This is a genomic window from Mesorhizobium sp. 113-3-9 (assembly GCF_016756515.1).
Lineage (GTDB): Bacteria > Pseudomonadota > Alphaproteobacteria > Rhizobiales > Rhizobiaceae > Mesorhizobium.
In genome coordinates this window covers 2,176,449-2,193,126 of record NZ_AP023246.1, presented here as the reverse complement: position 1 = coordinate 2,193,126, position 16,678 = coordinate 2,176,449, and the positions used below count along the sequence as shown (strand labels likewise).

The 16,678-nt window shown below is 64.5% G+C and carries 18 protein-coding genes; 6 read left to right on the top strand and 12 right to left on the bottom strand.

The features are described from left to right. Positions 1 to 41: 41 nt before the first annotated feature. The 6 genes from MesoLj_RS10615 to MesoLj_RS10590 all read right to left on the bottom strand — a co-directional run bounded on the left by MesoLj_RS10615 (position 42) and on the right by MesoLj_RS10590 (position 5,989). A complete protein-coding gene (locus MesoLj_RS10615) occupies positions 42 to 452 on the bottom strand; it encodes a GtrA family protein (RefSeq protein WP_202325953.1) in 411 nt (136 codons plus the stop codon). Further along, positions 449 to 1,264 carry a ChbG/HpnK family deacetylase gene (locus MesoLj_RS10610; RefSeq protein WP_202325952.1) on the bottom strand — a complete coding sequence of 272 codons (816 nt, stop codon included), beginning with the start codon at positions 1,262 to 1,264 and terminating at the stop codon, positions 449 to 451. The genes MesoLj_RS10615 and MesoLj_RS10610 overlap by 4 nt, the downstream gene beginning before the upstream one ends. Beyond that, entirely contained in the window at positions 1,261 to 2,247 is a 987-nt protein-coding gene (locus MesoLj_RS10605) for a glycosyltransferase family 2 protein (RefSeq protein ID WP_140771930.1), read from the bottom strand. Before MesoLj_RS10605 ends, MesoLj_RS10610 begins: the two co-directional genes overlap by 4 nt. Further along, the gene (locus MesoLj_RS10600) at positions 2,240 to 3,436 is read right to left on the bottom strand and encodes a glycosyltransferase family 87 protein (protein ID WP_140771932.1); all 1,197 of its coding nucleotides are present in this window, start codon (positions 3,434 to 3,436) and stop codon (positions 2,240 to 2,242) included. The genes MesoLj_RS10605 and MesoLj_RS10600 overlap by 8 nt, the downstream gene beginning before the upstream one ends. Positions 3,437 to 3,656: 220 nt before the next feature. Further along, positions 3,657 to 4,694 carry a zinc-binding dehydrogenase gene (locus MesoLj_RS10595; protein ID WP_202325951.1) on the bottom strand — a complete coding sequence of 346 codons (1,038 nt, stop codon included), beginning with the start codon at positions 4,692 to 4,694 and terminating at the stop codon, positions 3,657 to 3,659. A gap of 53 nt (positions 4,695 to 4,747) precedes the next feature. Next, positions 4,748 to 5,989 carry an acyl-CoA dehydrogenase family protein gene (locus MesoLj_RS10590; protein ID WP_202325950.1) on the bottom strand — a complete coding sequence of 414 codons (1,242 nt, stop codon included), beginning with the start codon at positions 5,987 to 5,989 and terminating at the stop codon, positions 4,748 to 4,750. A gap of 120 nt (positions 5,990 to 6,109) precedes the next feature. On the opposite strand from MesoLj_RS10590, the gene MesoLj_RS10585 reads away from it, so the two are divergent. The 6 genes from MesoLj_RS10585 (at position 6,110) to MesoLj_RS10560 (ending at position 10,444) form a co-directional block, all read left to right on the top strand. Continuing rightward, positions 6,110 to 6,925, top strand: coding sequence for an SDR family oxidoreductase (locus MesoLj_RS10585; RefSeq protein ID WP_202325949.1), 816 nt, complete (start codon positions 6,110 to 6,112; stop codon positions 6,923 to 6,925). A gap of 39 nt (positions 6,926 to 6,964) precedes the next feature. Next, complete coding sequence (locus MesoLj_RS10580) at positions 6,965 to 7,450, top strand: MaoC family dehydratase (protein WP_019861112.1); 486 nt, start codon at positions 6,965 to 6,967, stop codon at positions 7,448 to 7,450. Further along, on the top strand, positions 7,447 to 8,481 hold the full coding sequence (locus MesoLj_RS10575; protein ID WP_202325948.1) for a phosphotransferase family protein: 1,035 nt from the start codon (positions 7,447 to 7,449) through the stop codon (positions 8,479 to 8,481). Before MesoLj_RS10580 ends, MesoLj_RS10575 begins: the two co-directional genes overlap by 4 nt. A 12-nt stretch (positions 8,482 to 8,493) precedes the next feature. Then, positions 8,494 to 9,270, top strand: a complete 777-nt coding sequence (locus MesoLj_RS10570; RefSeq protein ID WP_140772783.1) for an SDR family NAD(P)-dependent oxidoreductase — start codon at positions 8,494 to 8,496, stop codon at positions 9,268 to 9,270. Between the two features lie 92 nt (positions 9,271 to 9,362). Next, positions 9,363 to 10,007 carry a TetR/AcrR family transcriptional regulator gene (locus tag MesoLj_RS10565; RefSeq protein ID WP_140771940.1) on the top strand — a complete coding sequence of 215 codons (645 nt, stop codon included), beginning with the start codon at positions 9,363 to 9,365 and terminating at the stop codon, positions 10,005 to 10,007. Between the two features lie 188 nt (positions 10,008 to 10,195). Beyond that, positions 10,196 to 10,444 carry a DUF680 domain-containing protein gene (locus MesoLj_RS10560; RefSeq protein WP_202325947.1) on the top strand — a complete coding sequence of 83 codons (249 nt, stop codon included), beginning with the start codon at positions 10,196 to 10,198 and terminating at the stop codon, positions 10,442 to 10,444. Positions 10,445 to 10,575: 131 nt separating this feature from the next. On the opposite strand, the gene MesoLj_RS10555 is transcribed toward MesoLj_RS10560, so the two are convergent. The 6 genes from MesoLj_RS10555 to MesoLj_RS10530 form a co-directional block, all read right to left on the bottom strand. Continuing rightward, complete coding sequence (locus MesoLj_RS10555) at positions 10,576 to 11,625, bottom strand: Gfo/Idh/MocA family protein (RefSeq protein WP_202325946.1); 1,050 nt, start codon at positions 11,623 to 11,625, stop codon at positions 10,576 to 10,578. Further along, a complete protein-coding gene (locus tag MesoLj_RS10550; protein ID WP_202325945.1) occupies positions 11,625 to 12,410 on the bottom strand; it encodes a ThuA domain-containing protein in 786 nt (261 codons plus the stop codon). The genes MesoLj_RS10555 and MesoLj_RS10550 overlap by 1 nt, the downstream gene beginning before the upstream one ends. Positions 12,411 to 12,488: 78 nt before the next feature. Beyond that, positions 12,489 to 12,722, bottom strand: a complete 234-nt coding sequence (locus MesoLj_RS10545) for a hypothetical protein (RefSeq protein ID WP_140771947.1) — start codon at positions 12,720 to 12,722, stop codon at positions 12,489 to 12,491. 59 nt (positions 12,723 to 12,781) lie between these two features. Further along, positions 12,782 to 13,366, bottom strand: coding sequence for a sarcosine oxidase subunit gamma (locus MesoLj_RS10540; RefSeq protein ID WP_202325944.1), 585 nt, complete (start codon positions 13,364 to 13,366; stop codon positions 12,782 to 12,784). Continuing rightward, on the bottom strand, positions 13,359 to 16,367 hold the full coding sequence (locus tag MesoLj_RS10535) for a sarcosine oxidase subunit alpha (RefSeq protein ID WP_202325943.1): 3,009 nt from the start codon (positions 16,365 to 16,367) through the stop codon (positions 13,359 to 13,361). The genes MesoLj_RS10540 and MesoLj_RS10535 overlap by 8 nt, the downstream gene beginning before the upstream one ends. Next, entirely contained in the window at positions 16,364 to 16,675 is a 312-nt protein-coding gene (locus MesoLj_RS10530; RefSeq protein ID WP_023765878.1) for a sarcosine oxidase subunit delta, read from the bottom strand. Before MesoLj_RS10530 ends, MesoLj_RS10535 begins: the two co-directional genes overlap by 4 nt. Positions 16,676 to 16,678 lie beyond the last annotated feature (3 nt).

Genomic DNA, 16,678 nt, shown 5'->3' with positions numbered 1-16,678 from the left:
GCTGTTTTCCGCCCGCGGCTTCGTCAGACAAGACAGTGCCGCTATTTCAGCAGCCGTCCTTCGATCGACCAGCGCGCGGCGAGGAAATTCAGCACTGCCGCCACGATGACGCCGCCGATCTTCGCCGGCCACACGCCGGCGATGCCGGCGAAGAGTGCGATCGACAGGCTGGAAACGCCGAGCGAAATCAGCGCCCCAAGCGAGACGAACCGCAGGAAGGCGTCATGCAGCCGGATGGCGTGGTTGCGCTCGAACGACCAGAAGCCATTGGCCACGAAAGAGAAGACGACGGCGATGGACCATGAGACGACATTGGCCGGCAGCGGCGAGACATGCAGCTTGAGCAGCAGGAAAAAGCCGGCAAGGTCGATGGCCGTGTTCGCCAGCCCGACAATAGCAAAGCGCACGATCTTGCTGCCGGTCGAACGGCGAGGCTGCTCCGCGCCGCTCATCCCTTGCCGTCCATGATCTCGACACCGGCGCGCGCCAGGCTCGCGCCGAACGCGTCCGAGGCCAGGACCGAGAATTCGACCTCGCGCACGCTTTGCATCGGGTCGCGTGCCCGCAGCGTCTCGTCGACATGGCCGGGATGGCACATGAACAGACCCCGTTGCGGCAGTGCTTCGACGGCAGCTTGCAGAACCGGAGAAAATCTCTCGGGTTGCCGCCAGTCGTAGATGCCGGCGAGCGGTTCGAAAATGATGAAGCCGGCGCGCGCCATCGACCGGTTGAAGCCGGCGGCCAGGGCAGCGATTGCCGCGACTTTAGGCGCCACGGCGGCCTTGCCAATCGCCGGAGCACCGCGCAACGCCGGCCTGGCGCCTTCGGAAAAACGTGCCCGCAGCCATGCGCGCACGGCCGGCAGGAAATGCACGTGCTGGTGCCCGTCTATGAAGTCAGGCTGGCGGCCCAACGCCTCGACGAAGCGGTTGTACTGCGCATCGAGCTCGGCATGGACGTCCCACGCGTCGACGCGGCCGCGCAGGACCGGCAATGCCAGCGAACGCAGCGGCGGCAGCCGGCCTTCCGGCGCCAGGCTCGACCGGCCGGTGATGGCCGGCTGGTCGGTAAGGGTCAGGTGCAGACCGACCGCCGCGCGGCCGCACAGCGGCTTGATACGCGCCGCCGCGTCAGGCCATTCCGGAAAGCCGGTCATGCAGCTGGTGCCGGTCAGGCGGCCGCGATCGAGCAGGTCGAGAATCCCGGCGCAGACGCCGGGCGCCAGGCCGTAATCGTCGGCGATCAGGCGGATGCGCCGCGTCATGTTCCGGAAGCGCCCGGCGGCCGGTCGGGGGCCATCTCGCCGCGCATGACATCGCGCACGATATAGACCGGCCGGTCCTTGCTTTCCGAGAGCGTGACCCAGACATATTCGCCAATCAGGCCAAGCAAGGTGAGGTTGAGGCCGCCAAGCAGGACGACGGCGACCATAAGGCTGGGATAGCCGGGGACGGCGATGCCGTAGAACATCACCTCGAAGAAGACCTTGGCTCCGTAGACGAGGCCCGCCAACGCCGCCAGCATCCCGCTCAGGCTGATGATGCGCAACGGAATGACGGAAAAGGAGGTAAAGCCTTCCAGCGAGAAGGCGATCAGGTTGAGCCGACTCCATTTCGACGTCCCGGTGACACGGTTCTCCGGCGAATATTGTATGGCTTTCTGGCGGAAGCCGGCCCAGGCGAACAGGCCCTTGTTGAAGCGCCGCTTGTCGCGCAGGCTCGTCAGCGCGCGCACCACGGCACCACGCATGACGCGAAAATCTCCCGCATTCTCGGGAATGTCGAAACGCTGGCTGCTGTTGATCAGGCTGTAGAAAAGCCGCGCCAGCTGGCTGCGCCGCCAGCTCGCCTCCCGGCGGTCGTTCTGCGCGTAGACCACATCGATATCGGGGTTTTCCACCAGCTCTGCGATCATCTTCAGGCTGGTGTCCATGGAATGCTGGAGGTCGGCGTCCATGACCAGCGCCATGTCGCCGCGCGACCGGTCGAGGCCGGCGAGCACCGCGACCTCCTTGCCGAAATTGCGGCTAAGCCGCACGATCTCCCAGGAACCCGACAGCGCCCGCGAAAACCGCTCGGCGCCATCGTCGCGACTGCCGTCGTCGACCAGGATCTTGTGGAGTTCCATGCCGAAACGCTGCGCTACCGCGGCTTCAAGCTTGTCGAGCAATGCGGCAAAAGCCGATGCCGATTGCGCCTCATTGAGGAACGGCGCCACGATATCGAGAACGGGCCGCGACTCAGCCATTTGCGACAGGCCTTTCATTCATCACCTTGTCTCGCCTCATCATGTCTCGCGCCCCCTTGTCACCGGATCTCGCCCAAAACCACCAGATCAGGGAACCGGCGATAAGGGTGACCGCGATCGGCCGGAACCAGGGGTACGTGAAATCCTGGATATGGCGCTCGACGCCCGTCAATCCTGTCAGGAGCAGCATAACGGACAGCACCGAGGCCAACATGCCGCCTCGTTCCTCGCGCCACAACAGGGCAATAGCGAGGCCGGCGGGAACGGCGATCATGGCATAGGTGTTGGGCTCGACGCGCGGGTTGAAGACGCACATGTAGAACGTCGCCGTCAGGAAGATGGCGAGGCCAGCCGTTCCGCGTTCGAGCTTGCGGTCAAACCAGATGACGGCTGAGAGCGTAAACAGGGCCATGACGATGCGCACGATCGTGGCGCCGAATTCCGGGATGGGCAGCCCCATTTTGGTGAACGGTGCCGTGAAGTCGGTGGGGACAAAATGGCTGGTGTTGTCGACCGCCATCGCGGTCAGCATCCCGGCGAAAGCACGATATTGGTCGTTGAGATAGCCGGCGGGCGCGAAAGCGTAGGGTAAGGCGAGCACGAACAGTACCGCCAGCACGAGCACCGGTATCAGCCGGAAACGCAGGGCTCCCACCAGCAAGAGCATGATGATCGCGGTCGGCTTGGCTATGATGGCAAGCGAAGCCCAGAAGAAGGTTTCGGCGCGCCGCCCTTCGAGCGCCGACAAAGTGACAAGCCAGCAGGCACCGGTCAAAAGGATTGTCGCCTGGCCGTTACGGATCGCACCCAGCGCCATCGGCAGGGCAAGGAACAGCCCGAAGGAAAGCAGCCACGGCAATTCCCCGCCGCCGAGTTTGCGCACCTGCCGCATCGCGGCGAAGGTCAGCGCCGCGAAACCGATAGTATGCCACACCAGGCCGCCCAGATGCGGGCCGAGCTTCACCACCGGAACATAGAGCGCGGCAAAGGCCGGCGCATAGAGATATCCCATCTCGGACTGGATATTGTAGAGCGGCCGGCGGGCCAGCAGCGCCTCGCTGCCGTCTATATAGGCTTGCCAGACCGTCCGCGTATGGGGTGACCACAAGACCAGGACAAGAACGACCAGGAACGCTCCGATCCACAGGCCAAATCCCAAACGGTCGAAAACCGGCTTGGACATCGTCATCAAGACACCCCAACAACATCCGGGACAGGCTCAGTCCAGCACCGTCCCGGCATTCGATGGCGGCGGCATATCACGGACAAAGCTGCACGGCATAGGGGGCTGAAAGACGCGGCCATCAACTTCGCGGGACGTCGCGGATGGTCGGGCATGGCAACGATCTCGCTGGGAAAGGTGTTCAGAAAGCCTTCTTTTTCGCGCTTTCGCACGCCTTCGAACGGCATCAAGGCCGGATGAAAACCTTGCCGTTGGGCTTGGCGAGTTCCGCCGGCACCCGCGCGATTGCCTCGGCGAGCGGCACGACGGCCGTGACGTCGGTCGACCAGCGCCCGTCGGAAAAACGCTTCTGCGCTTCCAGGATCGCGGGAGCGCGCCGCTCCTTGAATTGCCGCATCCATTCGCTCAGCCAGAAGCCTTCGATATGCTTGTGCTGGAAGATCAGTTGGCCGGGCTCGCGGATGATGGTGGCGTCCGTGTCGAGCCGGCCATAGATGATCCAGCGCGCCCGTTTCGGCATGGCATTGAAGATGGCGGAAGCCAGCGGCCCGGTGACCGCATCGAGGAAGATGCGCGGCTGTTCGGCCTTCATCACCTCGCGCAGCGTGGCCTCGAAATCCGGCGCCTTCTCGTTGAGCACATGGACAGCGCCGATCTCTTTCAACAGCGCGATCTGCTCGTCGCGGCGCACGGTGACGACAGGCCGGAAGCCTTCCTCCCTGGCGAGGCCGATGATCAGCTTGCAGAGTTGGCTGGCGCCGGCGGTCATGACGAAGGCCTTTTCGCCCTCCTGTTTGACGATGTCGAACATGGCGATCGCGGTGAGCGGATTGACGATCATCGCCGCGCCGTCCTCGTCGCGCACCGTGTCGAGCAGCGGAATGCAGGCCGCTGCCTCGGCGACGGCATATTCGGCCCACGAGCCCCAATTGCTGAGGCCGGTGGCGAAGGCGACGCGCTTGCCGACGAGGCTTTTCGGATAAGGCTCGTCGCCACCGGCGACGATGGTGCCGACCCCCTCGAAGCCGGCCGGCCGGCCCTTGGCGCGCGGCTGGCCGTACTGGCCCTTGATGAAGGCGACGTCGGATGGATTGATCGAGGCCAGGCTGACCTTGATCAGCACCTGGCTCGGTCCGGGCGCCGGCACCGCGATGCTACCCGGCTCGAGATAGGGTTCCATCGCCTCGAGCACGCTGCCGCTCGGTGTCCTGGTGTAGCCGTCACCGACCAGGAGCAGCGCCTTCATTTCGGAGGGAATGGTCATTGTCACACTCCTTGTTCGTCGGCGAAATCCGCGAATGCGGCGGGCCGAGCTGCTCAGATCTTCTCCTGCGTGTATTTCCTCAGCTCCGTCCGCGCCACCTGGCGGCGATGCACGGCGTCGGGGCCGTCGGCGAGACGCAGCGTGCGCAGATGCGTCCATGAGCGCGCCAGCGGCGTGTCCTGGCTGATGCCTTGCGCGCCGAACATCTGCACCGCCTCGTCGGTGATCCTCAGCGCGACGCGCGGCGCGATGACCTTGATCTGGCTGATCCAGGGGGCGGCCGCGCGCGCATCGCCCTGGTCGATCATCCACGCCGCCTTGAGGCAGAGCAGCCGGGCCATCTCGATTTCCATGCGGCATTCGGCGATGATGTCGAAATTGGCGCCGAGTTTCGCCAGGGGCTGACCGAAGGCCTCGCGCCGCACCGAACGCTGGCACAGCATCTCCAGTGCCATCTCGGCCTGGCCGATGGCGCGCATGCAGTGATGGATACGGCCGGGGCCGAGCCGTCCTTGCGCGATCTCGAACCCCCTGCCCTCGCCAAGAATGAGGTTCGAGGCCGGGACCCGGACATTGTCGAAGCGAAGGTGCATGTGACCATGCGGCGCATCATCGTCGCCATAGACCTGCATGGCGCGAACCTTGGTCACGCCCTTTGTATCCGAAGGCACCAGGATCATAGAATGGCGGCGGTGCTGCGGTTCCTCGTCACCACCGGTCCGCACCATGACGATATAGATCGCGCAGCGCGGGTCGCCGGCGCCTGACGCCCACCACTTTTCGCCGTTGAGGACGTAGTCGTCGCCCTGCCGCTCGCAGCGCATCGAAATGTTGGTGGCGTCGGATGACGCCACGTCCGGTTCGGTCATCAGATAGGCCGAGCGGATCTTGCCCTCGAGCAACGGTTCCAGCCACGCTTTCTTATGGTCGGCCGAACCGTAGCGTTCCAGCACTTCCATGTTGCCGGTGTCGGGCGCCGAGCAGTTGAAGGTCTCGGCCCCCAAATGCGCCTTGCCCATCTCTTCGGCCAGATAGGCGTATTCGACAGTGGAAAGACCGTAGCCGCGATCCGAGCCGGTCAGCCAGAAATTCCACAGGCCGCGCTCCCTTGCGGTCTTCTTCAGCCCTTCGAGGATCTCGCTTTGGCGCGCGCTGTAGACCCAGCGGTCGCCTGCCTTGCCCACTTCGCCCAAGAATTCCTTGTCGAGCGGCATGATCTCGTCGCGCACCATGGCTGCGACGCGTGCGTGGATCGGCTTTAGCCGCTCGGTCATGCCGAGATTCATCTCCGTCATCGGTCGCTAACCCTTCATGCAGGCCGGGCATTTTACCCGTGGCAAGGATGACCGTACTTCGGATAGCCTTGTCAACGCGAACTCTTTGCCCGACGGCGAGGCGAAGCGTGGAGGATTGGAATGGCCTATCTCGACGAGCTGTTTTCTGTGGCCGGCAAGACGGCTCTGGTAACGGGAGCGGCGACGGGCATCGGCCGCATGGCGGCAACCGCGTTGGTGAGAGCCGGCGCCGACGTGATGATCGCTTCGCGCAAGGGCGAGGATTGCATCAAGGTCGCCGCCGAACTGAACGGGCTTGGCGCGCCGGGCCGGGCCGATGGCTTTGCCGGCGACGTCTCAAGTGAGGCCGGCATCGCCGCACTCGTCGCCGAGGTCAAGGCGCGGACCGGAAAACTCGATATTCTGATCAACAATGCCGGCGTTTCCTGGGGCGCGCCGCTGGAGAGTTTCCCTTATTCGGCATGGGCGAAGGTTTTCGGCGTCAATGTCACCGCGGTTTTCCATCTGACGCGCGAATTGCTGCCGCTGCTCGAAGCCGCCGCAAGCGATAGCGATCCGGCCCGGGTGATCAATCTGGGTTCGGTGATGGGTACGCAGCCGCTGGCCGACGATGCCTATTCCTACACGGCGTCCAAGGCCGCGGTGCATCACCTGACGCGGACGCTCGCGCTCGAGTTCGCCGCCCGCCGCATCACCGTCAACGCCTTTGCCCCCGGCCCCTTCCAGAGCCGCATGACGGCTTTCGCCACCGGCACGGATGAACAGGCCAGCCATGTCGGCGGCCACGTTCCGATCGGCCGTATCGGCGCACCGGATGACATTGCCGGCGCAACACTCTATTTGTGCAGCCGTGCAGGCAGCTATGTCACCGGCGCCATCCTGCCGATCGACGGCGGGCAGTCGGTGCAGCATGGATTGACCTTGTTCAAGGAATGACATTTTCCGGCCGCAGAAGCCGGAGGTGAACTGGAGGACATGAGCGTGGAACCAATCAGTCTCGATGTGCTTCTGGCCAGTGTCGGCAAGGAAGTCGGCGTCTCACCGTGGCGGGTGGTCACGCAACGCATGATCGACCAGTTCGCCGACGCCACCGACGACCACCAGTTCATCCACTGCGACCCCGAGCGGGCCAAGCGCGAAACGCCGTTCGGCGGCACCATCGCGCATGGCTTCCTGTCGCTGTCGCTGCTTTCGGCGATGACGTTCGAGACCATGCCGCCGCTGGAAAACGGCAAGATGGGCGTCAACCATGGCTTCGATTCGCTGCGCTTCCTGGCCCCGGTGAAGACCGGCGCGCGCATACGCACCCGTTTCGTGCTGGCCGATGTCAAGGTGAGACCCTCGGGTTGGGTGCAGACGGCGCACGACGTGACGATCGAGATCGAGGGCTCGAAGAAGCCGGCGCTGACCGCTCGCTGGCTGACGCTGACCCTGATCGAGCGCCAGCCCGAGACCGCATGAGCGACGCCAACGCGCTCGACCAGGCAGCGCTTTCGCCTTATCTCGAGGCGGAAATCCCGGGCTTTTGCGGGCTCGCGTCAATCGAAAAATTCAAATCCGGCCAGTCCAATCCGACCTATCTCCTGACGGCGGCCAGCGGCCGCTACGTGCTGCGTGCCAAGCCGCCCGGGCAATTGCTGAAATCGGCGCATCAGGTCGACCGCGAATTCCGCGTGATGAAGGCGCTGGCCGTCACCGCCGTGCCGGTACCCGAAATGCTGCATCTGTCGGCGGAGGGCTCGCCGATCGGCCGCATGTTCTACGTCATGGATTTCCTCGACGGCCGCATCTTCTGGGATCCGGCGCTGCCTGAAGCGCGCGACAATGATGAGCGCGCCGCGATCTACGACGCCATGAACTCCACGCTCGCGGCCCTGCACGATGTCGAGGTCGAGGCCGTGGGTCTCGCCGATTTCGGCAGGCCGGGCAATTATTTCGAACGGCAGCTGGCACGCTGGACCAGCCAGTATCGTGCCTCGGAGACCGGCACCATTGCCGACATGGACCGGCTGATTGCCTGGCTGGAGACGCACATGCCCGCGGATGACGGCCGTGTCTCTCTGGTGCATGGCGACTACCGGCTGGACAATCTGATCTTCGCGCCGGACCAGCCAAGGGTTCTGGCGGTGCTCGACTGGGAACTGTCGACGTCAGGCCATCCCTTCGCCGACATCGCCTATCAATGCATGCAATGGCGTCTGCCGCATGCTTCCGGCTTTCGCGGCCTGGGCGGTATCGACCGCGCCGCGCTCGGGCTCCCCTCCGAAGAGGCCTACGTCGCCGCCTATTGCCGCCGGCGCGGGCTGGATGGCATCGGCAACTGGACCTTCTTCCTCGCTTTCTCCTTCTTCCGGTTGGCGGCGATCTGCCAGGGCGTCTACAGGCGCGCGCTGGATGGCAACGCCTCCAACCCCGAAAAGGCCAGGACCTATGGCGAGGCGGTGAAGCTGCTTTCGCGTCTCGCCGCGGAACTGATCGACAAGCAGAGATGATGGGGAGCCATGATGGGCCGCTTTGACGGAGCAACGGTGCTGATCACGGGTGCCGCCGGCGGGCTTGGCCGTGGTGCGGCCAAGGGCTTTGCCGCCGAAGGCGCCCGACTAGTGCTGTCGGACATCGACGAAAGGGCGCTCGCCGATCTTGCCGCGACCTTGCCGTCCGAAACGGCGATCCTGGCCGGCAACATCGCGGACGAAAAACTGTCCGAGGATCTGGTCGGGCTGGCGGTCGAGAAATTCGGCCGGCTGGATGTCGCCGTCAACAATGCCGGCATCGTCCAGAGTTTCGTGCGCCTGCCACAGGTGCCGTCGGACGAAGCCCGCCGCGTGCTGGAGATCGACCTGCTTGGCGTCTTCTACGCCATGAAGCACCAGATCCCGCAGATGGAACGACAGTTCAGGTCTACGGCCAGGGGCGGCGCCATCGTCAACATCGCCTCGGCCGCCGGCCTGTCCGGCGCGCCGAAACTCTCGATCTACGCCGCCGCCAAGCATGGCGTCGTCGGCCTGACCCGCTCGGCGGCAATCGAATATGCCAGCAAGGGCTTGCGCATCAACGCCATCTGCCCGGCGCATACAAGGACGGCGATGGTGGACAGTTTCGTGCGCGTCTCCGGCGCATCGGAGGCGGAAGCCCTGGCCGAGCTGACACGCGGCGTACCGATGCGGCGCGTGGCCGAGGTCGACGAAATCACCACCGCCATCCTGTTCGCCGCCGACCCGGCCAACTCGTTCATGACCGGCCATGCACTGGCCGTCGACGGCGGTGTCGGTGCCATCTGACGCCTGCCGTTTGGGAACCTGCGACGCCCTTGTCCGTTTCCGTACAGCGTATATAATTTAGCCACGCACCAACCCAACGAAGGCACGGGATCTTGCCGCCGAGCGTCCAGACACGCCGCGAAAAACAAAAGGCCGAGCTGCGCTCCGAACTGGTCGAGGCCGCGCACAAGCTTGTCCAGGAAGAAGGCTATGAAGGCCTGACCATTCGCAAGCTGGCCAAGCGGGTCGGCTATGCGCCGATGTCGGTCTATTCCTACTTCGCCGACAAGCAGGACATCCTGTTCGCGCTGGCAGAGGACGCCTTCGAAACGCTTGCCCGCCGCATCGAGGAGCATCCGTCCGACGATCCGATCGAGGCCTTGCAGGCGGTGATGACCGAATATGCCGCCTTCGGGCTCGGCAATCCCAATGAATACCGCACCGTTTTCATGACCGAAAAGACCAGGCCGCCGGAAGGTCGGAGTTTTCAAGAAATGCACGAGGCCAACCCGGCGATGAAGGTGCTGATCACGCGGGTCGAAGCCTGCGTCGCCGCCGGAAAACTGCAAGGCGATCCGCGCGCCATCGCCACCATGCTGTGGGCGGTCGGCCACGGCACGATCTCGCTGCTGATCACCTTTCCCTTCTATCCCTTCGGCGACCCGCATGCTTTCGTGAAACGCATGTGCGATTTCCAACTGGCCGCACTCAGCACGCAGAACGTGCCGCCATTGACCGACGCACCGGTCAACTGCTGAACGACATCTCGTTCGTTTCCACGCTTCCTCGCCTCCCTTCGAACCAAACCGAGGGCAGATTCTTGGTTAACGAAAAATTTATCGTACGCGTACGATCTTGACTTGCACTTCGTGATCGGCGGTCGTATTTGTACGCAGTACCGTACATGTACGGAAAAGAATTCAACCGTCGAAAACGGAGACTGACAATGAAAAAGGCGCTCCTCACCCTCGCCGCAGTGCTGGCCCTTTCCGGCTCGGCCTTCGCCGCCGGTGCCACCCAGCCGGTCAAGCACCCGCCGGCCGCGACCTGCGTCGACACCAAGACCAATGTGAAGCTCGATTGCGCATCGACCGGCTCGGTCGAGAAGAAGGCCGCCACGGAAAACAAGGCCGAAGGCAAGGGCCCGCGCCTTGGCATCAGCATCAATCCCTGGATCGTGCCTAGCGCGTTCTAAGAGCAATTCCAGGAAAAGTGTGCAGCGGTTTTCCCGGGACAAGCGCGTAGCGCTTGCCCTTGGGAATTGCGTCCAAACAAAAAGTTACGCCGAAACGCGCCTGACCGGCGCAAGCCGGCCGGGCGGCCATGTCAGCCTGTTGTAATCGGCAGCTTGGCAGCTGAACTCTCGAAGGCGGCGTCGATCAGCCTCTGCATGTCGGCGGCGCGCCGGAAGGACGGATCGCCGTTCTGCCGGCTATCCAGCGCATCGGCGAAGCGCCGGGCGTTGCGCTTGACGTCAGGCGGCGCCAGCATCCGCCAGCGCTGCTCGTCGATATCCGCGCCAAGGCACGCGGACAGGCTCGATACTTTGCCGTCGGTCTCGACCTTGATGGCCCCGTTGGTGCCGTGCAGCGCCAGCGACAGATCATTGGCATGGCCCGTCGTGTAGCGGCTCGCAACGATCGTGGCGAGTGCGCCGGACGTCAGCCGCGCCGTCATAGCCACGCTGTCATTGGCGTCGAGCACGTAGTCACCGATCTGGTCGCCTTCGGCCTTCGGAAACGTCACCAGATCAGCATGCAGGCTGACGATATCCTGAGCGGCGCCATAGGTGGCGAAGTCGAGGATGTGGATGCCGACATCGCCCAGCACGCCGGTCGAACCGTGCCGGCTCGACAGGCGCCACAACCATTTGTCCTCGACCCGCCAGTCACCCCAGGATTTACTGACCAGCCAACTCTGCCGGTAGCTCGCCTCGACATGGCGCAACGCGCCGATCTTCCCGGCCTGCACCATGCGCCGCGCTTCCTGGATCGCCGGCGAATTGCGATAGGTCAGGTTGACCATGTTGATTACGCCAGCCGCTTCGGCCGCTTCCGTCATCGCCAGCGCGTCGGCATGGTTGGGCGCCAGCGGCTTTTCGCAAAAGACATGCTTGCCGGCGGCCAACAGCGCCAGCGTCGTTGCCTTGTGCACACCGTCCGGCGTCGCGTTGATGGCGGCGTCGAACGCGCCCCAGGCAATCGCCGCCTCCAGGCTCTCGAAAAAGTCGCCGATCTTGTTGGCGGCCGCGAATGCAGCCGCGCGGCCTGGCACCTGATCGACGCAAGCGACGATGATGCAGCCGGGTAACGTTGCGAACTCCTCGACATGATGCCCGGCAATGCCGCCGGTGCCGAGCAGAAGAAGTCGATGCATCAGTTGAGGCCCTTGTCGCCATCGGCATGCAAGCGCAGGCCCTTCTGCACGATCTTCTCCTTGGCCTTGTCCGTCGGCACGTTGGGCGCATTGGTGATGCCCGACCATGCGGGCGCCGGATTGTGCGCCCAGTGCACGGCGTTACGCAGCACCTGCTGCACGCCCTCATTGTGATAGATCGGATAGGTCTCGTGGCCGGGCGAGAAATAGAAGATGCGGCCCGCGCCGCGCTGGTAGGTCAGCCCGGACCGGAACACCTCGCCGCCCTCGTACCAGGAGATGAACACCGTCTCCAGCGGCTCCGGCACCGCGAACGGCTCGCCATACATTTCCGTTTCGCCGATCTCCAGGCATTCGCCGATGCCTTGCGCGATCGGGTGGCCGCGGTTGATCGCCCAGACGCGCTCGCGTTCGCCTGCCTCGCGCCATTTCAGCGAACAGGGCGTGCCCATCAGCCGCTTGAAGATCTTCGAGTAGTGGCCGGAATGCAGCACGATCAGCCCCATCCCTTCCCAGACCCGCTTCTGCACCCGCTCGACGATCTCGTCCTTGACCTCGCCATGCGCGGCATGCCCCCACCATAAAAGCACATCGGTGGCGGCGAGGCGCTTCTCGCTCAAACCGTGTTCGGGTTCCTGCAGAGTTGCGGTGGTCGCCTTGATGCCCTGGTCCTGGTTGAGCGCCGCGGCAATCGTGCCATGCATGGTCAGTGGATAGAGGTCGCGCACGGCGGCATTGGTCTGCTCATGGACGTTCTCGCCCCAGACAACAGCTTTTATCGGCATTATTCCTCTCCAAAGCGCTTTGAATATCGCATCTGCGGAGGCCTTGGGAAGATGCCTAGCGACCAAAATTACGGAAAATCAGGGCTTGCGGGTTTTCCGGCCAGGCACGGTCTTGGCCTTGCCGGGCTTGGCGGGCGCGCCGGGGATAGCCGAACTGGTGATCGACACCGGATCGCTGGCCGGGAAAGTATCCTCCAGGCCTTCCTCGAGTTCCTCTTCGGCGTCGGCCTCACGCCGCTCGTGTTCGAGCGAGCGGACCGCCGCGGTCTTGGCTTTGGACTGCGGCGACTTCGGCGCGGACTTCGACGGCATCGGCGTTTCTCCCTCGAGCTGTCGCCGCACAACGGACGCGGGCGGCAAACGTTCCGGGGTCAGCCAGCCGCGTCGCGGGCTCCCTCGGAGAGGAAAGTAAAGACATAGTCCGAGAAGGAACGCCAGCACTCGACCCGGAAGGCATCATCGGCGGTGCGCAACAGCACGATCTCGGCCTTGCCCAGGATGGTGCGCGAGGCCGCCCCGACCGGGAAGGCTTCGAGCGACAGATCCTGCGGGCAGCCCGAATTGATCGTGGTTTCGGCCGCCGGGCCGGCGATGGATATCGCGATGTTGCGGTGCGAGATGCCGACCGCCGAATGCAGCGCGGCAACCCCTGCGCAATCAGCGAGTGGATCGTTGCCAGCCTCGTCGATCACCAGCCACTCGTCAGGGCCGAGCCACAGCGCGGTGCGCCCGCCCTTCGAGACGGAAGTTTTCGGCTTCTTCGGCAAAGCCAGGCCAAGCGCCTTGGAAAGCGCGGCGACCGATGCCTCAGGCGCGCGCAGCGAGATGCGCTCGGCCGGCGGCAGCACTTCAACCTTCACGCCGGCCCCCGATGTGGCGCGGCCGGCCAATGCCGGGCGGCGGTCCACCGAAGGCGATGCGGCCGCAGCCGTCTTCTTTGCAGCAGCCTTAGCCATTGAGGCGGCCTCCCGTCTCGTCGAAGAACACCATGCCGGTAACCTCCACTTCGATCACCCCGTTCGGCATCGGCACGTAGAGCGTATCGCCCATGCGTTCGCGACCGCCGGCGACCAGCGCCAGCGCGATCGAGCGGCCGCAATTCTGCGACCAGTAGCTGGAGGTGACATGGCCGATCATCTTCATCGGGATCGCCTGCTTGGGATCCTCGACGATCTGCGCGCCTTCCTCCAGCACCACCTTGGGATCCTTGGTTTTCAGGCCGACCAGCTGCTTGCGCCCCTTGGCGACCAGATCCGGCCGCGCCATGCCCCTGATGCCGACGAAGTCGGCCTTCTTCTTGCCGACCGCCCAGTCGAGACCGGCATCGTTCGGCGTCACCGTACCGTCCGTATCCTGGCCGACGATGATGTAGCCCTTCTCAGCGCGCAGAACGTGCATGGACTCCGTGCCGTAGGCGGCAGCGCCATGTTTCTGGCCCTCGGCCCACAGCGCCTCCCACACGGCCTGGCCATAGTCGGCCGGCACGTTGACCTCGAAGCCGCGCTCGCCGGTGAACGACATGCGGAACAGCCTTGTCGGCACGCCGCAGATCCTGCCTTCGCGCACTGACATATGCGGCAGCGCCTCGTCCGACATGTCGATGCCTTCGACCAGCGGCGCGATGATGTCGCGCGACTTGGGACCCTGCACCGCGATGACCGCCCACTGTTCGGTGATCGAAGTCAGCCAGACATTCAAGTGCGGGAACTCGGTCTGGAGATAGTCTTCCATATGGTTCATGACGCGCGGCGCCCCGCCCGTCGTCGTCGTCACATGGAAGCGGTCCGGCGCCAGCCTGCCGACGACACCGTCATCATAGATGAAGCCGTCCTCGCGCAGCATGATGCCGTAGCGGCAACGGCCGGGCTCCAGCTTCTCCCACGGATTGGTGTAGAGCAGCTCCATGAACTTCGCCGCATCCGGCCCGACCACCTCGATCTTGCCGAGCGTCGAGGCGTCGAACAGGCCCGCCGTCGTGCGGACCGCGACGCACTCGCGGTCGACCGCCGCATGCATGTCCTCGCCCGCCTTGGGGAAATACCAGGCGCGCTTCCACTGGCCGACATCCTCGAACACGGCGCCTTGCGCTTCGGCCCACGGATGCGTCGCCGTCTTGCGTGTCGGATCGAACAGCGGACCGCGCGCATGGCTGACGATCGCGCCGAAAGTGACCGGCGTATAGGGCGCACGGAAGGTGGTCAGGCCGACTTCGGGGATCGGCTTGCCCAGCGTCTCGGCGGCAATCGCCAGGCCATGCATGTTGGAGGTCTTGCCCTGATCGGTGGCCATGCCATTGGTGGTGAAGCGCTTGACGTGCTCGATCGAGCGCATGCCTTCATGCACCGCCTGGCGTATGTCCTTGGCGGTGACATCGTTCTGGAAATCGACGAACGCCTTCACCGTCGTGTCCGGCCCGGCGCCGGGTGCGGCACCCAGCATGCCGCGCGACCAGCTCTCCGAGGCATCGACCTTCGGCTTGGTGCCCTTGGCAGTCTTCGCACCATAATCCCTGGCATTGGCATCCTTCGCCGCCTTGGCACCGGCGGCATAGGCCTCGTCCACCGTCGCAGCCAGCCCATCCGTGCCATTGCAGGCGCCGACCGAGACGCAGTCCTGCGCATAGGTGCCGGGCACGAAGCGCTTGGTCTCGTCGTTGAAGGCAACCTTGCCGCGCGACTGCGAGAACAGATGCACCGACGGTGTCCAGCCGGCCGACATCAGGATCGCATCGACGGGAATGGTACGCTCGCCGCCACCATTCTTCGGCTGCACCGTCATCGACGACACGCGCAATTTGCCGCCGGCGCGGATCACGGCGCGGCCGAAATTGATCTCGATGCCAAGCGCCCGCGCCTCGTCGATGACCGGCCCAGTCGGGTTGTCGCGCAGATCGACGATCGCCGCGACGTTGACGCCGGCCTTCTTGAGGTCGATCGCCGCCGCATAGGCTGAATCATTGGCGGTATAGACGCCGACATTTCTGCCGACCGCTACGCCATAATGGTTGAGGAAGGTGCGCGCCGCGCCCGCCAGCATGATGCCGGGCCGGTCATTGTCGGCGAACACCATATGGCGCTCGATGGCGCCGGAGGCCAGCACGACGCGCTTGGCACGGATCTGCCACAGCCGCTCGCGCGGCAGGTCATGGCCGGGGGCTTTCAGGTGATCGCTGACGCGCTCGACCAGGCCGACGAAATTCTGCGCGTAGTAGCCAAAGGCCGTCGTGCGCGAGAGCACGCGGACATTGTCCATGGCGGCGAGCTTCGCCACCGCCGCTTGAGCCCAGGCAAAACCGTTCTGTCCGTCGATCTTCGCGCCGGTCTCGAAACGCAGGCTGCCGCCGAACTCGGCCTGCTCGTCGGCCAGGATGACGCGCACGCCGGTTTCGGCCGCGGCCAATGCCGCCGCGATGCCGGCGGCACCACCGCCCAGCACCAGCACGTCGCAATGCGCGTAGCGCGAGGAATAATGGTCGGGATCGGGCTTGTCCGGAGAAACACCGAGGCCGGCGGCTTCGCGGATCTTGGGCTCGTAAAGGCTCTTCCAGGCTGCTTTCGGCCACATGAAGGTCTTGTAGTAGAAGCCGGCCGAAAATAGCGGCGACGCCAGGTCGTTGACCGCGCCGACGTCGAAGGACAGCGACGGCCAGCGGTTCTGCGAGTTGGCGGCGAGCCCGTCATAGAGTTCCTGCACGGTGGCGCGCACGTTCGGCGTCTTGCGCGCATCGTCCCGCACGATCTGCACCAGTGCGTTGGGCTCTTCCGCGCCGGCCGACAGGAAGCCGCGCGGGCGGTGATACTTGAACGAGCGGCCGACCAGATGCACGCCATTGGCAAGCAGTGCCGACGCCAGCGTATCACCCTCGATGCCGGTATGGGACTGGCCGTCGAAGCTGAACCGCGCCGTCTTGGCCTGGCTGAGGCGACCGGCGCCCGGAATGCGGAACGCGCCGCTCATTTGGCAACCACTTCGTTGGAGTTTTTGGGCAGCTTGGCGGGTTTGGGTTCGCCGGCCTTGTAGGTCATGACGAACTTGTCGGTGACGGTGTCGCGCACGGCATTGAAGAAGCGCGCGCAGCCATGCATGTGCCGCCAGCGTTCATAGATGATGCCCTTGGGGTTCGAGCGGATGAAGAAGAATTTCTCGAAGTCGTCGTCGCTCTCGCCGGCCATGTTGGCTGAGCGCGCTATATGCGCCTCGCCGGCGTTGCGGAATTCGAGTTCCGGGCGCTCTTCCTCGCAATAGGGGCAGCGGATGAGAAGCATTCT

Bases quoted from the DNA above. Each gene is read 5' to 3' on its own strand.
- MesoLj_RS10535 (WP_202325943.1), bottom strand. From the start codon at position 16,367: ATGAGCGGCGCGTTCCGCATTCCGGGCGCCGGTCGCCTCAGCCAGGCC.
- MesoLj_RS10590 (WP_202325950.1), bottom strand. From the start codon at position 5,989: ATGACGGAGATGAATCTCGGCATGACCGAGCGGCTAAAGCCGATCCAC.
- MesoLj_RS10540 (WP_202325944.1), bottom strand. From the start codon at position 13,366: ATGGCTAAGGCTGCTGCAAAGAAGACGGCTGCGGCCGCATCGCCTTCG.
- MesoLj_RS10530 (WP_023765878.1), bottom strand. From the start codon at position 16,675: ATGCTTCTCATCCGCTGCCCCTATTGCGAGGAAGAGCGCCCGGAACTC.
- MesoLj_RS10575 (WP_202325948.1), top strand. From the start codon at position 7,447: ATGAGCGACGCCAACGCGCTCGACCAGGCAGCGCTTTCGCCTTATCTC.
- MesoLj_RS10580 (WP_019861112.1), top strand. From the start codon at position 6,965: ATGAGCGTGGAACCAATCAGTCTCGATGTGCTTCTGGCCAGTGTCGGC.
- MesoLj_RS10545 (WP_140771947.1), bottom strand. From the start codon at position 12,722: ATGCCGTCGAAGTCCGCGCCGAAGTCGCCGCAGTCCAAAGCCAAGACC.
- MesoLj_RS10550 (WP_202325945.1), bottom strand. From the start codon at position 12,410: ATGCCGATAAAAGCTGTTGTCTGGGGCGAGAACGTCCATGAGCAGACC.
- MesoLj_RS10595 (WP_202325951.1), bottom strand. From the start codon at position 4,694: ATGACCATTCCCTCCGAAATGAAGGCGCTGCTCCTGGTCGGTGACGGC.
- MesoLj_RS10615 (WP_202325953.1), bottom strand. From the start codon at position 452: ATGAGCGGCGCGGAGCAGCCTCGCCGTTCGACCGGCAGCAAGATCGTG.
- MesoLj_RS10555 (WP_202325946.1), bottom strand. From the start codon at position 11,625: ATGCATCGACTTCTTCTGCTCGGCACCGGCGGCATTGCCGGGCATCAT.
- MesoLj_RS10610 (WP_202325952.1), bottom strand. From the start codon at position 1,264: ATGACGCGGCGCATCCGCCTGATCGCCGACGATTACGGCCTGGCGCCC.
- MesoLj_RS10560 (WP_202325947.1), top strand. From the start codon at position 10,196: ATGAAAAAGGCGCTCCTCACCCTCGCCGCAGTGCTGGCCCTTTCCGGC.
- MesoLj_RS10600 (WP_140771932.1), bottom strand. From the start codon at position 3,436: ATGACGATGTCCAAGCCGGTTTTCGACCGTTTGGGATTTGGCCTGTGG.
- MesoLj_RS10570 (WP_140772783.1), top strand. From the start codon at position 8,494: ATGGGCCGCTTTGACGGAGCAACGGTGCTGATCACGGGTGCCGCCGGC.
- MesoLj_RS10585 (WP_202325949.1), top strand. From the start codon at position 6,110: ATGGCCTATCTCGACGAGCTGTTTTCTGTGGCCGGCAAGACGGCTCTG.
- MesoLj_RS10605 (WP_140771930.1), bottom strand. From the start codon at position 2,247: ATGGCTGAGTCGCGGCCCGTTCTCGATATCGTGGCGCCGTTCCTCAAT.